This is a genomic window from Terribacillus aidingensis, assembly GCF_900215625.1.
Taxonomy (GTDB): Bacteria; Bacillota; Bacilli; order Bacillales; family Amphibacillaceae; genus Terribacillus; species Terribacillus aidingensis.
In genome coordinates, this window is the sequence record NZ_OBEK01000002.1 from 513,392 (window position 1) to 529,476 (window position 16,085).

The window sequence follows — 16,085 nt, forward strand, 5'->3', positions numbered from 1 at the left end:
CGAATCTTTCCATGAAAGCGTATAATAAAGATGTAGCAAATCATCCCATACAGAAGGAAGGCTTTTATATGAAAGCAAAAGACTTCATGATTACAGACGTGATTGCAGCGAACGAAACAGATACGGTGAAACGGGTACTAGAGATATTCGTGAATCGGCGGATTAGCGGAATGCCGATATTAGATAAAGATCGGCACATCATCGGTGTTGTCAGTGACGGTGATATTCTGCGAGGCATTCAGCCGAAAGATGCGAGCGTCTTTAACTACTTGTTGACAGTAAGCTACAGAGCAGAAAAACTAGAAAAGATTGTAGAAGAACTAAAAGATCATCCGGTATTAAATCTGGCTAAAAAACGAGGAATTGTTACCGTGCATGAAGAGGATGAAATAGAAGAAGTGGTGAACATTTTAGCCAAGCATCGCTTTAAAAAGATACCAGTATTGAATGATGAGAAGCAGGTTGTCGGCGTAATCAGCCGCGGTGATGTGCTGCGCACTGTTCATTCTACACTTCTGGATGCGCTTTAAAAGGCAAGCACTGACCCAGTTAAATGGGTCAGTGCTTTTTTATGGTACAATAAAGCTTACTAGTTTGTTAGTTTAAAAGGAGTTTTAGCTATATATGAGTATGACTGTCATATTGGCGGAGAAGCCTTCGGTCGCGAAGAATATCGCCGATGCATTAAAAATTAAGACAAAACAAGATGGTTTCTATGAGGGACCTAATTACATTATTACATGGGCTTTTGGTCATCTGCTGCAGCTGTATGATGCTAAGGATTACGACACCAAAATGGCTAAATGGAAACTCGACAACTTTCCATTCGTTCCAGAAACATTTCATTATAAAGTAAAATCAAATCCACGCAACCGGGATACTGCAGATCCAGGAGCGAAAAAGCAAATCAGTATCGTTAAACGGCTTATGCAGCGCAGAGATGTTGAAAAAATTGTATCTGCCTGTGACTACGATCGGGAAGGCCAGCTGATCGGCGACAGCATTATTCGCTATATCAAGCCGAATAAGCCAGTTTACCGGCTGCTGCTGAATGAGTGGACAGAACAAGAAGTATTACGCGGATTGCAAACAATGCGCCCAAATACAGAATTAACACCGCTTTATGATGCAGGTATCGGACGGCAGTGGGCGGATTGGGTTATCGGGATTAACTTGACGTCTGTTGCGACACTCCGTTATCAGAGCGGACGCGGTAAAGTGCTCAATATCGGACGAGTCCTGCTGCCCACGTTAAAAATTATCTATGACCGCGATGAAGAGATTCGTTTGTTCAAGCCGGAGCCGTATTTTAAACTGCTGGCAACGTTCCGTACACCTGATAAGGAATTTTATGAAGGGGTGTATAAAGAGGACAAAACGGACAAATTCAAAGACCGAGAACCGTTACAGAATATACTGCAGCAAATACAAGGCAAACAAGGGCAAATTAAAGATAAGCAAACGGAAGATAAAAAGGAATGGTGTCCGCCGCTGTTCAACTTATCTGGTTTGCAAGGGTATATGACCGGCAGATACAGCGGATGGACTTCTGATAAAGTGCTGAAAGTGGCACAGACGCTTTATGAGAAAAAGTATATCACGTACCCGCGTACGTCCAGTACGGCACTGGAAGAAAGCCTTGTCGGTAAAGCCGCTGGGGTACTGAAGAAAGTAGCGGCTGGTTTACCTTATGAATCAGAAATAAAATTCACCCGGTCGAAGCGTGTTTTCAATAACAGCAAAGTATCAAGCCATAGTGCCATCATTCCAACGTATGTTCTGCCAAAACGGTTAACGCCAGATCAGGAGCTTGTGTATGCAGCGATTAAGAATCGTTTTATTATGCAATTTATGCCGGTTGCTGTCTATCAGGAAACAACGCTGGAAACTGTCATACCGGAAGTGTCACTGTCAGGCAGCTTTATTTCCAAAGGTCGAATTCAGCTCGTGGATGGCTGGAAAAAGGTCGAGAAGCAGCAAACAAAAGAAACACTGCTGCCGGATGTTCAAAAGGACATGATTGTGGATACCTGGGAAACGTCGGTTACATCTCATATGACACAGCCGCCAAAGCCGCATACGGAAAAAACATTACTGCGTGTGATGGAAACATGCGGAAAAGGTAAACAAGATGAGGAAGAAGTCGAGGAAGTGCTGCGCGGCTTTAGCATCGGTACACCTGCAACACGGGCAGAAACAATTAAAAAGCTAAAAGACATCCATTATATCAGCAACAAAGGCAAAGAACTGCATGTAACTGATACAGGCAGAAAGCTCGTAGATACATTCCCTGTTAAGCCATTGTTCGACTTGACCTTTACCGGGCGGCTGGAGAAGACGCTGGCAGATATTGAGGATGCGAAAGTAGGCCGTGAAGAATTCCTGGAAATGATCTTCTCCTTTACGAAGGATGCCGTCCAAACAATGAAACAAGACGAAGCTGCCCCGATACGAACCATTGAAAAACAAACGTTAACATATGAAGTGCTTGGTAAATGCCCGGCATGCGGCGGCGATGTAGTAGAAGGGTATAAAGGCTTTGGCTGTAAAAACTACAAGAAATCATGCAGCTTTATCATTTGGAAAGCAGATAAATTCCTCGGTTCGATGCGGAAGAAACCGACAAAAACAATGGTGAAAGCGTTGCTGAAAAGCGGAACAGCACATGTGAAAGGCTTGACGAGCAAGAGAGGAAAAAAATTCTCAGCTTATCTTTCCTATAAGAAAAATACAGACAATGAGTATTACAGCTGGAATATGGAATTTGAAAAGAAATAAGAAAATCAAAAGAGCCATGCGTGCAATGCACACATGGCTCTTTTTTTAGAACTCTTCGTAAACAGCTGGATCTTGATTGGCAACTCTGCCATCTGCTTTAGTCAGACCGTCGATGGTCTCCATTTCCGCTTGATTCAGTTCAAAATTAAAGATAGCAATGTTTTCTTGCTGGCGGCTAGGAGTAGCTGATTTTGGTATAGCAATACTGCCGAGCTGATAATGCCAGCGCAATACAATCTGAGATACGGATTTTCCGTATTTTGCTGCAATATCAGAGAGTACAGGATTTTGCAGCAAATCTGTTTTTCTGCCTAGCGGACTCCAGGACTGCGTTACAATACCATTTTCCTCATGGTATTGGCGCTGCTTTTCTTGATTGAAATATGGGTGCAGTTCAATTTGATTGAGTACAGGAAATTCGCCTGTTTCTGCTTTTAGTCTGTCCAAATGCTCGGGCAGGAAGTTGCAAACACCGATGGAGCGGATCAAGCCCCATTTACGGGCATCCTGTAATGCTTGCCATGCTTCTACATAGTTGTCTTGATTTGGATTCGGCCAGTGAATTAAATAGAGATCATAATAATCAAGACCAGCACGATAGAGAGATTCTTGGATGGTTGTGATCGCATCGTCGTATTTTTGATAGCGCCCAGGCAGCTTGGATGTTATCAACAGTTCTTCTCGTTTGATGCCGTGCTGTTTGATTGCTTGCCCAACTGTCGCTTCATTTTCATAATTGTACGCCGTGTCCAGCAGTCGGTAACCGGCATCAATAGCACTGCGGATAGCCTGCACGCCATGGCTTCCTTTTAGCTGATAGGTACCGAAACCGACCGCTGGATATACGGAGCCATCGTGAAATTTCTTTACGGGGATAGATTGTTGTTCCATTTGTATCTCTCCTTCCAATTCTACTACTAGCCTAGCATAAGACAGACTGCATTGTCTTAAGGAAACACTTGCTTGCTGTTTCAAATCAGCTGTTTTTTGGTCTTAAAAATAATGATTGATTTCTAACTTCTGTTAAATCAATTTCTGGCAGTTCTTCTTCAACGAAACAATAAACTTCTTCTGTAATTGCTCCGCGGTAAGCTAAGCTTGATATCCGAAGATGCACAAAATGTAAAAGAAATACTGTTTCCGATGCTAAATGATTTACCGCTTCGAGGATTGGTAATCTTTTCGCAAGGACAGTATACCGATAAACAATTGGAAGTATTTATTGCATCGCTCAACTCTTAAACATGCAAAACGCCCGGCAAGGGACCGGGCGTTTTGTTTATTTAGCGAGCATTCGCTTTATTAAATTCAGTTTTACTAGGTTTTGTTGCAAGATGAATCACATAGCCGATAATCGCCCCTGCAATTGCTGGCAGCAGCCACCCTAGACCTAACGTGTACATTGGCAGGTTATCCGTTAAGAATTGCTGAACACCCTGGATAGGAATTCCAGCAGCATTTAAACCTTCCATCAAACTAACTGCAAAAGTGAACAATAAACTCGTCAAGTAGACAGCTCTGCTTCCGCCAATCACATCATGCAAGAATGTAAGGAAAATCAATACAATTGCCAGCGGATAGATGATTGTTAGTACAGGTACGCTGAAGGTAATGATATTGGATAAACCAGCATTTGCGATAACAGCGCTAAACGCTGATAGTACAATAGCAAGAACATTGTAAGAAACATTTGGAAGCAGGCGGCTGAAATAGCTGCTGCATGCCGTTACAAGACCAATGCTTGTAGTGAGACAAGCGCCAAATACAATCAAACCAAGCAATACATTACCTGCATTTCCATAATAAAAGTCAGAAACTCCTGCTAACACGGAACCTCCATTATCCAATTGGCCGATTCCTGCTACACTCGTTGCACCAAGGTAAGATAGGGAAGTGTAGATTAAAGCAAGAAGAACTGCTGCGATGACAGCTGCTTTCCATGTGAAGGCAAGAATGCTTTTACGATCTGTAATGCCGATATTTCTTACAGAATTAATTACAATGATTCCAAATACGAATGCTGCCAGTGTATCCATCGTCAGGTAACCTTCTTGGAAACCTTTAAAGAAAGCGTTACTGCTGTAAGTTTCTGTTGCTTCCTGCGGGCTGCCGATTGGGTTTACCAACACGGTAACAATAAGGATTGCAATGACAACTAATAGTGCTGGCGTTAAGTATTTTCCAACAACCTCGACAATTTTAGTTGGCTTTAAAGAGAAGAAGCACGTTAATCCGAAGAATACGATTGAGTAAATGATTAACGGCCATGCTCCAAAATCGCCTGATAGGAAAGGCTGTACGCCGATTTCAAAAGAAACAGTTCCTGTACGCGGCATGGCAAACAGCGGGCCGATAGACAAATACAGAATAATCGTGAATGCGTAACCGAAAATCGGATGCGCACGGCTTGCTAAGTCTTGCAAATCATTTTTACCAGATATAGCAAATGCTAAAATACCGAGCAACGGCAAGCCAACTCCCGTAATAATAAAGCCTAGGTTAGCAGTCAATACATTTGTTCCTGATTGCTGACCAAGTAAAGCTGGGAAGATTAGGTTGCCTGCCCCAAAGAAGAGGGCAAAAAGCATGAACCCAGTAATGATGACATAAGAAAACGGAATTGATTTTTTCATAATATTACCTCCAAAGGCAAAGATACTTTTTCTAAATAGTTTGACAATTTAAAATAAATAAAATTTAAACTATGTTAGAGATTCTATCACACAACATAAAAAGGGACAACAATATTTTTTATTATTTAAGGTGTATATTTCTTGGCTGTTTCGGCATATATATTACTAAAGGCCATTTGGAGGCAGTATATATGCATTATTCGGATACAGATATCTTTCATGAGGAATTAAGACGGCTTGAAGACGAATACAGAAGATGCCCGGATTCCGGGATTCGCAGCTTGATTCAAGAAGACATTCAGTTAATGGAACAAGCGATAGCAACAGCAGAGAGTTTATAAAAAAGAAGGCGGGATGGTGCATCCCGCCTTCTTTTTAGTTTTCCTATTTTTTGACAACTGGCTGATTAACAGTTAGATCCTGTTTTTTCACACGCTCACTTAAATATTTTACATAGCGGTGATCGTTAACAAGAAATGCAAGTTCTTCCCGCTTCAATTGTTTTTCTGCCTCTGCGAATGTATCATAGCCAATCTCTGCCGGCTTCTGATTTTTCATAACGTAGTATTTCCGGTTTTGCTGAACGATAAAGAATTTATCATTTTGCTCATTGCAGTACAACGTTCCCAAATCGTTCTCTGGCGTATTAAATTTGTTTTCCGGTGCATCTGGACGCAATGTTTGCAGTTCAAATGCATGTTTAACAAAGAGCTCAAACGCCTCTTCTGTTAACGTCGCACCAGATGCCTTCTGGTGGCCGCCTCCGCCATAATTACCGGCGATAGCAGATACGTCGACATCATCATGAATGGTCCGAAGACTTAAACGCTTTGTACCCATCATAACCATCACGATAAAATCCAAATGCGGGAAAGTCTTACCAAGATCATTGCCTAATTCAGATAGATAAGATTCTGCGTGCACAACGCCGGCAAGATATGTATCTACTTTAATTGGGACGACTTGCTTTCGTTTCTTCCGAATATAACGTTCCGTTTGTGCGTCCTGTACTTGCAGCAATTTTGCTTCCAAGTCATTAAAAACAAAAGAATCGCTGTGCTGCAGACGTTCAATCATCTCAGCCGCAAATTCGTCAATGCTTTGCAAGAAGAGCAAGGCATTCAACTGCTTGGCCGCTTCATTTTGCCGTTTTTCCCATTCCCATGTATCGTATTGGCGGACAAGTTCCACAAACTCGCTCACCGATTGTGATTTTTCCATGTGTCCTTCTTGTACCAGAACATCATAAAGCATGCTCGTAGCGGATGTTTGTGCACCATCATCCTGCTTCGTCGCAATCCAAGCCCATTCGTGTGCGTTTAAATGTTCACTTGTTTTATGATGATCCACTAGTCTGGCTTTGCCTCCAGCCTTAATGAACGCAGAAATTGCGGCTTCGTTTTCTTCATTCACCGCCAGATCCGTTACCCATAATTCTTTATGATGCTGGGTTTCATCCGCTAGGAATTTCTTAACTTCTTCGTTTAAACTGCTGATGGAGTTGTAACGGATTTCGACATCCTCTCCAAAAGCAAGTGTCGCTAAAATTCCGCAGCCGACACCATCCAAGTCGTTATGCGTCAATAATTTATACAATGTCTTCACCTCAATTACTAGTATAAGTATAACCTAGCGTAATTATCGGCTTCAAGCATGATTCATTATTGCTCTTGTTTTAGCAGCCGGAATCGGTGAAGGAGCAGCAAGTAAATGGCAGCGGATATTAGTAATACACTGCTTAGCAGTACATACCCATTGGCAATGTAGGAATCCAGTGTCAGGTAAAGAAAAATCGCAGCGGATGCCATACAAACGATTGCAACAAGCAATTTATAAAACCGAGCAAATCCAAAAGGAAAGCGGACAGCTTGGTACAAACTTGCAAAATGCAGCAGCGTCCCGAGAACTTCACCAAGATTCAGACCGAGGATCACGCCATTTACGCCCATACTTGGCTGAGAGGCAACAAAATAGATAACCAGCAGACTGACCAGCGCAGCAATTAAATTATTGTATAAAACAACACTGCTTTTGCCGATGCCAATCAAAACAGCCTGCAGCGGGATTTGCAAATAGCTGAGCATAAAACAGAAAATCATTTTCTGTATAAGCAGTCCGGCATCTTCGGAGTGATAAAACAAACTTGTCAAATCGGTTGCGAAGAAATAGAGAAACAGCGCCCAAGGTATACAAATCATCATCGTGACTGTTATGACTTGGTTAATATTGCTGTACATTTGCTGAAATTGACGTCTTGCGTATAAGTCACTGATTGAGGGCAGCAAATTGGTAGAAAGCGAATGCGTAATAAAAGTTGGTACGAAAACGAGCGGCATCACATACCCCATCAATAATCCGTACGTTTCGGTTGCTGTTTCCGCTGTGTGGCCTGCTGTGATAAAGCTGTGTGTAATAATAATCGGCATTAATACGGCAGCAAAACTATTGACCAAATGCGTCCCTGTATTCGGAAGCGCCACACGAATCAAGTCACGTGTATGCTGTTTACCGTCACGCACTAGATCTCCGATAATGTGAAGAAAACGCCATTTGAATTCTTTTTGTCTCTGGAAAGCGACGATTAAGACTCCTAAAGATATTGCTTCGCCAATCACCATACTCATTACTGCACCAGCGGCAGCAACACCTAGTCCGTATGGCAGCAGATATTGAACAAGCATATACGTCACAACTAGCTGCACACTTTGTTCCAATATGGAAGCGAAGGCACCAGGGGACATGTATTGTTTTCCGTGAAAATAGCCTTTCAAGATGGAAGAAATTGCAACGATTGGAATGATTGGAATAATAGCGGTAAATGTGTAAATAGCTCGCTGATCAGCAAACAACAATCCTGGCGCGTACGAAATAAGACCAAAAAGCAGCAAAGAAGTGACAATACTCAATGCCCCTGTGATTAGAAAAGATAAAGATAGCACATGCCGCAGTCTTGTCCGATTGTTGGAAGCATTGTTCTCTGCTACCAAATTGGCGACCGCCACTTCTAAACCGAAACCTGTAATCGCAATCAACAAGCCAGTTACCGGCATCGCCATCATAGCTAGTCCGATTCCTTCAGGCCCCAACAGCCGCGATAACACGATACCGTTCATAAAGCCGATAAGCTTACTGTAGCAAGCAGCAATAGCCAAAATAATCGTACCTTTTAACAATGATTGTTTTCCCACATTAGTCACCTCAACTTGTCCATATTCTAGATGTATGTGGAAGAGGAGGTGTTTATGTCAGGGGAAGGGAGCGGGAGTTGCCAAGAAATATATAAATTTCATTATGATGCGATAGAGGATTTTCATTACGGTTATTAATAAGTATGCAAACCAATTTGTCCAAAATCACGGAATACTTTTAGTTACCTAATTTCTTTCTCTTTAAGTCGGAAAGCTGTTACTTATTGAATGCCATTTGATAAAGAATCTAACAAATGATAGGTAGGATTCCGTATTGCTTTAACAACTTTATTACTTAAATAGCACTGTTTATTATAAAGGTTTTGACACACACACAAATGAGCTACTAACATAATAATCAGAATAGTTTTAATTTTTAAGGAGGACCAAAATTTGCAGATAGCTGAAATTATGAACAGTGGCGTACTGTGGGGGTTTTGTCTTGTTGTCGTTTCAATTGTTTTATTTCAAGGGATTGTTTTTATCCGGTCTGCACTCCAGGTAAGAGAGAGTGTCGGTATGACAGCTCAGGAAGCCAAAAGCGCAATGAAAACCGGTGCCATTGCAGCTATCGGGCCTTCACTTGGGAATATCATTATAGCTGTGTCCCTAATGACTCTAATTGGTAACCCGCTCACAATGATGCGCAGCGCCATTATTGGTTCCTCTGCAACAGAGTCGCTTGGTGCGCAGATGGCTTCCAGTGCTTATGGAACGGAGCTAGGAGCGGCGAACTTTGGTCCGGAAGCCTTCACGACGATTGCTTGGACATTATGTATCGGCGGAACCGGCTGGCTGATTGTCACGCTGTTCTTCACAAAGTCACTCGGTACATTCCAAAAGAAAATCACAGCAAAGAAAAACGGAACGAAAAAAATGGTTATCATCTCGACGGCAGCCATGCTCGGAGCATTTGGATATTTCGCGGCCAATGAAGCTGTTAAAAGCGGCGGTCATACGGTAGTCATTGTCACCAGCATGCTTATTACTATACTAACGTTACTGGCAGCAAATAAGCTGCAGCAAAACTGGCTGAAAGAATGGGCATTAGGGTTTGCTATTATTGGCGGTCTTACGGTTGGTTATTTTATCGGATAAGAAACGGAGGGACAAAGAGTGGTAAAAACAGCAGAGCAGGTTGTGGGGCAAAAACAAGTTGCAGAAACGCAGCAGCAAACGTTTGAGGCATTTCACGTTAATGCACATTTCTGGGGCAGACTGACGATCGGGATTGTTATCGTCTTATCTGCCGCCTTACCGCTTTATCTTTCGTTCGCAGCAGGCTACCATCCTGGCTGGCGGGCAATATTTGCTGCTTTTCTTGCATATATAGCATTGGTTGGATTTGCTTGGGTGGTGGAGCCAGTCAGCTATTATGCCACTTTAGGAGTTTCCGGCACATACCTGAGTTTCTTGACTGGTAATATAGCGAATATGTGTTTACCCTCTGCGGCCGCAGCACAGCAAGTAATTGGTGCTGAGCCTGGAACGAAGAAAGGAGAAGTAGCCGCGACATTAGCTATTGCCACAGCTAGTTTTATGAACATTGCTGTATTGGTCCCAGTCATACTAGCAGGCTCGTATATTCTCTCTATCATTCCAGAATCTTTACAAGCAGCCTTCACTTACATCATTCCAGCAATATTCGGCGGAATGATTGCGCAGTTAGCGATGCGAAAGCCGCTTTTCGGTGTTATTGGTCTTGGATTCGGTATTTTATTGACACAACTGCCCGTTCCTGTCTTTTTCAAAGGATTAATCTGTATGATGCTGACAGTTGCAATCAGTATGTTTTTGGAACATATCAAACCAAGCAAATTAGTTCATGAAGGAGAGATGACCAGTGAGTAAAAAGCAACTGATTCGTCGTTTAGAGGAATTGGAAAAATTGACAGGTCGTTTAGCGCTGGATATTTGGAAAAACCCGCAGATTGCTTATGAGGAAACGTATGCAAGTACTGTCCAGAAAGAGCTCCTTGCAGATGCAGGATTCCGACTGACAGATTCTGTCGGAGACATGGAGACCGCTTTTTATGCGGAGTATGGGGAAGGGTATCCGATTATAGGCATACTGGGTGAATTTGATGCCTTGCCTGGTCTCGCTCAGTCAACAAAACCATATAAAGATCCTGTTCATGCGAATAAGCCAGGTCACGCTTGCGGACACCATCTTCTTGGTACCGCAGGAGTTGAAGCTGTTCTTGCACTAAAGCAGCTAATCGATGATGGGCAGTTAACGGGCACTATTCGCTATTACGGCTGCCCGGCTGAGGAAGTATTATCCGGGAAAACATTTATGGCAAGAGAAGGCGTGTTTCATGATTTGGATTGCTGTTTAACATGGCACCCAGGTACAAGCAATGTGGTACAAAACTTTAGTTCGCAAGCGATGATATCAATCAAGTATCGTTTTCATGGTATTCCAGCACATGCTGCCGGAGCTCCTCATGCCGGACGCAGTGCACTCGATGCCGTAGAGATTATGAATATCGGCGCCAATTACTTACGTGAACATCTTGTAGACGGTACTCGAATTCATTATGCCATTACAAATGGCGGACAGGCACCGAATATCGTGCCAGATGAAGCAGAGGTTTGGTATTACTTGCGCGGCGCTAATCGTGAACAAGTAGAAGATATGCTCGCACGCATGCATGATATAGCGAAAGGAGCAGCTCTAATCACTGGTACGACAACGTCTCATGAGCTGCTGGCAAATTGTTATCATATGCTCACGAACGATACGTTGAATACACTCAACTACCGTAATATGGAGAACTTCCCGATGCAGCGTTTTACATCAGATGAAGTAGCTTATTCCTCGATACTCCGTAAATCAATGGATCCTAAATTGATAGAAGCCTCTCGAACTGAATTAAAACTCGACTCAAACGACATTCTGCCAACCAAAAACTTCTATGATCTCTCTGCAAAAGAAAAGACAATGCCCGGTTCAACTGATGTTGCGGATGTAAGCTGGATTACGCCATTAGCAAGTATCAGCACCACATGCGGTCCAATTGGCACGCAAGTACATGCCTGGCAAGCAACCGCCGTATTTGGAACAAGTATTGGTTTAAAGGGCATGCATTACGCAGCTAAAATCATGGCACTCACAGCTTATGATTTGTTCAGTGAACCCGCGCTTGTTGAACAAGCAAAGACAGAGTTCCAGCAAGCGACTGCTGACAAACCGTATCGTTCGGGACTGGATGAGAGCGTACTAGCTCCAGGGGCGGTACGAAAAGAACAACTGATCTAACTGCCTATTTGATTCACTGTCTCTATCTGCTATACTGAGTGCAACAAACACGAGAGGATGATGGATGGCCAATGAAAAACTAATCTTATTTTCTAACGAATTGAAAAAAATATTTTTCAACGCGTAAAAAATAGGATTAGTCTGCCCATCTTTCAATCAAGTGACAGGTACATTTCCAGCTAGGAGTGTATCTATAAACTGGTACGGCTAATCCTTCCAATTCATTTTGGGAGGATTTTTTTCTGTCCTCCTGCCTAAAAAGGAGAGATTTACTTGAGAGAATTAATAAAATTACAAGATGTCTCATACATGCATACAGAAACTGTTTTATTCGAAAAAGCAGAGGCAACTGTTCACGAAGGAGATATTATTGGAATTATCGGCAGAAACGGCGCCGGGAAAAGCACCCTGCTGGATATATTGGCAGGGAGGAGGCAGCCAACGAGCGGATCGGTCTGGCGTTCGAAAACAAATCAGCAAACAAACTTAGTAGAGCAAGAAAATAATGTTTTTTCAGCAAAAACGACTAACACAGAGGAAATGCGGCTGCGGAATCTGTGGAAAGTACCAACTGGTTCTTATGGAGCAATGAGCGGCGGTGAGAAGCTAAAGGCAAGATTAGCGCGCGGATTTGCAAGTAATGCGGATATATTGTTATTGGATGAACCGACCAATCATCTTGACGAAGAAAGTGTGCGTGTACTTTTGCAAGAGATAAAGGAATCTGCTAAAACGTTTCTTATCGTGTCACATGATCGTTATTTTCTTGATCAGATGGCAACAAAAATTTGGTCTATCGAACAGAATACGCTTTATACGCTAGGTGGTAATTACACGGACTATACGGCATTCCGAGAGAAAATGAAAGCGGATCAGCAGCACGCTTATGAGAAACAGCAAAAACGGATTAAACGGGTGGAAGGACAAATGCTGTCTTTGCAAAACTGGAGCGCCAAAGCGCATGCACAATCGACAAAGCAAGAAGGCGCAAAAGAGTATTACCGAAAGAAAGCAAAACGAATGGATAAACAAGTAAAATCGAAGCAGAAGCGGCTAGAGAAGGAACTGGCCCGGGAAAAGACACAAGCTGTCGCACCAGAGCAAGAGGTTTCCTTCCAACTCAAGCATGCGCGGAAAGTAGGCAAACGATTTCTAGCCTGTAAAAACGCAGCCAAGACATACAAAAATAAAGCGTTATTTAAAAATGTAAACTTTACTGTTCAGTACGGAGAGAAAATCAACTTGCTAGGAGCAAATGGGAGCGGAAAAACCACCTTTTTGAACATGATAGTTGGCAAAGAGGATTATAAAGGCGAGATATGGCTGTCACCGACAGCAAATATAGGTTACCTATCTCAGAACGTCTATGATCTGCCTTTAGATAAGACGCCATCCGAACTATTCCGCAGAGAGACATTTGCAGAAAGAGGGCTCGTCCGAAATTTACTGATACAACTCGGGTTTGAGACAGAAAGCTGGGAACTGGCTATTAAAGACATGAGTATGGGGGAACGCGTTAAACTGAAGCTTATGCAGCATATCTTAGAGGAGAAAGACGTTCTCTTGCTAGATGAACCGACTAATCATATGGATTTGCCTTCACGTGAGCAACTCGAGAAAACGTTAGCAGCTTATCAGGGTACATTGATTGTCGTATCACATGATCGCTATTTTCGGGAAAAAGTGACCAATACGCAGCTGCTTATCACAGAAGGTATCATACAGAGGCGGCATGATGGCGATAAAACCGAAAGTATTTCAGATAAACAGACAATGCGGCTGCAATTAGAAAATGAGCGGCAGGGAGTACTCGGTAAATTGAGCATGCTGACAGCGGCGGATACTGCGTATAAGGAATTTGATAAGCGATTTAACGAGCTGACAAAGCAACTGAATGACCTTAACTAACAAATAGGCTGCCTAGCGGAGGCGGCCCTTTTGTGCAACATTCCATAGCAAAAGTAATTTCGAAAGTGGCTGTAAACTGCTTGCGGCATATCAAAAACGTTTCTTTTTCTCCTCAACAGAACAAATGTTCCCACCCCGTAAAAAAAGGCATTATTAGACAACATTAGTTAGATGAGTGCGCAAATCGCAACACGCTAACTAGCGAATTTCCCTGATATAAGGCATATTTTTGATTACACGGAGGCTTTTCTGGCCGTTAAAAGCTTCTATGGCATAAAAAAACAACTGCTTTTCTCAACGAGAACAGACATTCCCATCCCGTGAAAAAGGACATTTTCGCAGACATAATAAGATAAACGCAGCTGCAAATCTCTTGAATTCTTGGATATGGGCAGCATGCAACCTAACGTATATTCCTGGTTTAGAGCATAATACTGATTAACAATTGATCTTCATTTTACAGGAGAAGCTAAAACAAGGCGCTTCAAGCGGCGGAATGACTGACACAGGATTCAACATTCCAAAGATAAGATTCGGACTGTGAGCAAGCTTGCAGCGTTATTTGAGAAGGTGTTTAAAACAGCAGCTTATTCAGCGAAGAATATAACTTGTTTTGCGGCACGCAGAAAGTTAAATAAAGGCTACGTATTAATAGATGCAAGTTCTCATTTATCAACTTTGTTTCAAAATGGAATATTATATGTTGGAATGTTAGTGAATAAAGGGGGCATTTGCTAGGTGTACATAGCTACTAATAAAAGCAATAATGTTCGCGGCAGGAACCGCAGCAGTTATTTACTTAGCATTCAGCACAAAAATCAAGCAGCAGACGAACAATCTGAGTAACAGTATAAAAAATCATTGTTATAACATTACGCATAGATAAAGTTTAAGAATTAATTGCTGTATGAAACAGAAATCAAAATATAGCAATCAATTGGATTAAATGAATGCATAGATGCTGAAGCTTTTTAATTGAGCCAACACGTGCAGTATTTTAAGTTAATCTTATAGCAGCCTAAACAAACGGCTGACAAAGGCATGATCTGCAGCAGATAACGGCAGAAGGGTAAGTTACAGCAGCAGTAGCAACGCTTATTTTATTCATTTTTCTAGTTTACATAATATATATTATCGGAAGTTATAAGAAAATCGTATTTACCGTCTCATTACACAAGTATTCTTGAGATAGTGAGACGAGATTGAAAAAACAGACTGCGCAGATCTTTAACTGCACAATCTGTTTTTTATTATTCTGCTACACGCAATACAATTTTACCTGTGTTTTTATTGCTTTCCATGTAATCATGCGCATCAGCGACTTGTTCTAACGGAAATACTTTATCTACGATTGGTTTAATTGATTCTGTTTCAAACAATGGCAGCACATTATCGATTAAGTCTGCTGTTAAACTCGCTTTGTAATCAATTGTTCTGGTGCTTAATAACGTTCCTTTTACGTGTAAGCGTTTTGCAAGCAACGGCATAATGCTTACATTTTCAAGCTCTGTTCCGCCTAGGAATCCAATTAAAACCATTCTGCCGTCTGTTTTTAGTGTTTTAATGTTCTGATCCCAATAAGGTGCTCCGACGAAGTCTAAGATAACATCAGCGCCTGTATCAGCTAAACGCTCAGCAAAATCTTCTTTTTTGTAATTAATGGTAATATCAGCGCCCAGATCTTTACAGAAATCAAGTTTTTCTTGAGATCCAGCTGTTACTGCTACCGTTGCTCCTGCTTGTTTTGCTAATTGAATAGCTGCTGTGCCGACACCGCTTGCGCCTGCATGAATCAAAACCGTTTCTCCTTGTTTCAATTCACCAAGCCAATGTAGTGTTTGATAAGCTGTTAAAAATACTTCCGGAACTGCTGCGGCCTGCTCATAAGTTAATTCATCAGGGATAGACATTGCCAGTTTGCTGTTTATGACAGCATATTCGGCATAGCCGCCAGAAGGAATTAGTCCGAATACACGGTCTCCCTTCAACCATCCGCTCGCTTCTGGACCAGCTTCTTCTACAACGCCGGCTATTTCTAGTCCTAATACCGGATCAAAATCCGAGGAAGGATAATTTCCTTTTCTCTTTTCAATATCGGCGCGATTAATTGCTGACGCTTTGACTGCCACAAGAATCTCATCCGCTTTGATTTTTGGTTTATCGGTTTCCTCTAGCTTTAGTTGTTCTGTGCCGCCGAAACCTTGTAATTTGATTGCTTTCATGATTAAGACTCCCTTTCTCCTTCTATTGTCAGCCTTTGCGGAAAAAAAGTAAATAAATCAGCACTGCCCAAAATGGAATGGCAAGTAAGATCCC

At 42.2% G+C, this 16,085-nt stretch carries 12 protein-coding genes; 7 read left to right on the top strand and 5 right to left on the bottom strand.

The features are described from left to right. Positions 1-68: 68 nt before the first annotated feature. Together CRO17_RS07830 and CRO17_RS07835 are read left to right on the top strand one after the other, a co-directional pair. On the top strand, positions 69-530 hold the full coding sequence (locus CRO17_RS07830; protein ID WP_179636913.1) for a CBS domain-containing protein: 462 nt from the start codon (positions 69-71) through the stop codon (positions 528-530). Positions 531-630: 100 nt separating this feature from the next. Beyond that, entirely contained in the window at positions 631-2,778 is a 2,148-nt protein-coding gene (locus CRO17_RS07835; protein ID WP_097041946.1) for a type IA DNA topoisomerase, read from the top strand. Between the two features lie 45 nt (positions 2,779-2,823). Here CRO17_RS07835 and CRO17_RS07840 read toward each other — a convergent pair whose 3' ends face one another. Together CRO17_RS07840 and brnQ are read right to left on the bottom strand one after the other, a co-directional pair. After that, complete coding sequence (locus CRO17_RS07840) at positions 2,824-3,669, bottom strand: aldo/keto reductase (RefSeq protein WP_097040997.1); 846 nt, start codon at positions 3,667-3,669, stop codon at positions 2,824-2,826. A gap of 392 nt (positions 3,670-4,061) precedes the next feature. Continuing rightward, positions 4,062-5,411, bottom strand: a complete 1,350-nt coding sequence (gene brnQ, locus CRO17_RS07845) for a branched-chain amino acid transport system II carrier protein (RefSeq protein ID WP_097040998.1) — start codon at positions 5,409-5,411, stop codon at positions 4,062-4,064. A gap of 191 nt (positions 5,412-5,602) precedes the next feature. Here brnQ and CRO17_RS17485 point away from each other — a divergent pair, with 191 nt between their 5' ends. Next, entirely contained in the window at positions 5,603-5,752 is a 150-nt protein-coding gene (locus CRO17_RS17485) for a hypothetical protein (protein WP_179636915.1), read from the top strand. A gap of 43 nt (positions 5,753-5,795) precedes the next feature. Here the strand turns inward: CRO17_RS17485 and CRO17_RS07850 are convergent, their stop codons facing one another. Further along, positions 5,796-7,007 (bottom strand): DHH family phosphoesterase, encoded by a 1,212-nt coding sequence (locus tag CRO17_RS07850; protein WP_097041000.1) that lies wholly within the window; start codon positions 7,005-7,007, stop codon positions 5,796-5,798. Between the two features lie 65 nt (positions 7,008-7,072). Beyond that, the gene (spoVB, locus tag CRO17_RS07855; RefSeq protein WP_179636917.1) at positions 7,073-8,599 is read right to left on the bottom strand and encodes a stage V sporulation protein B; all 1,527 of its coding nucleotides are present in this window, start codon (positions 8,597-8,599) and stop codon (positions 7,073-7,075) included. Positions 8,600-8,992: 393 nt separating this feature from the next. Between spoVB and CRO17_RS07860 the strand changes: the two genes are divergently transcribed. From CRO17_RS07860 to abc-f, 4 genes are all read left to right on the top strand, one after another. Then, the gene (locus tag CRO17_RS07860; protein WP_245864708.1) at positions 8,993-9,697 is read left to right on the top strand and encodes a DUF5058 family protein; all 705 of its coding nucleotides are present in this window, start codon (positions 8,993-8,995) and stop codon (positions 9,695-9,697) included. Between the two features lie 18 nt (positions 9,698-9,715). After that, complete coding sequence (locus tag CRO17_RS07865) at positions 9,716-10,450, top strand: small-conductance mechanosensitive channel (RefSeq protein WP_245864709.1); 735 nt, start codon at positions 9,716-9,718, stop codon at positions 10,448-10,450. After that, positions 10,443-11,861 (top strand): amidohydrolase, encoded by a 1,419-nt coding sequence (locus CRO17_RS07870; protein WP_097041004.1) that lies wholly within the window; start codon positions 10,443-10,445, stop codon positions 11,859-11,861. Before CRO17_RS07865 ends, CRO17_RS07870 begins: the two co-directional genes overlap by 8 nt. 273 nt (positions 11,862-12,134) lie before the next feature. Further along, on the top strand, positions 12,135-13,769 hold the full coding sequence (gene abc-f, locus CRO17_RS07875) for a ribosomal protection-like ABC-F family protein (protein WP_097041006.1): 1,635 nt from the start codon (positions 12,135-12,137) through the stop codon (positions 13,767-13,769). A gap of 1,250 nt (positions 13,770-15,019) precedes the next feature. On the opposite strand, the gene CRO17_RS07880 is transcribed toward abc-f, so the two are convergent. Then, on the bottom strand, positions 15,020-15,991 hold the full coding sequence (locus CRO17_RS07880; RefSeq protein ID WP_097041008.1) for an NAD(P)H-quinone oxidoreductase: 972 nt from the start codon (positions 15,989-15,991) through the stop codon (positions 15,020-15,022). Between the last annotated feature and the right edge of the window lie 94 nt (positions 15,992-16,085).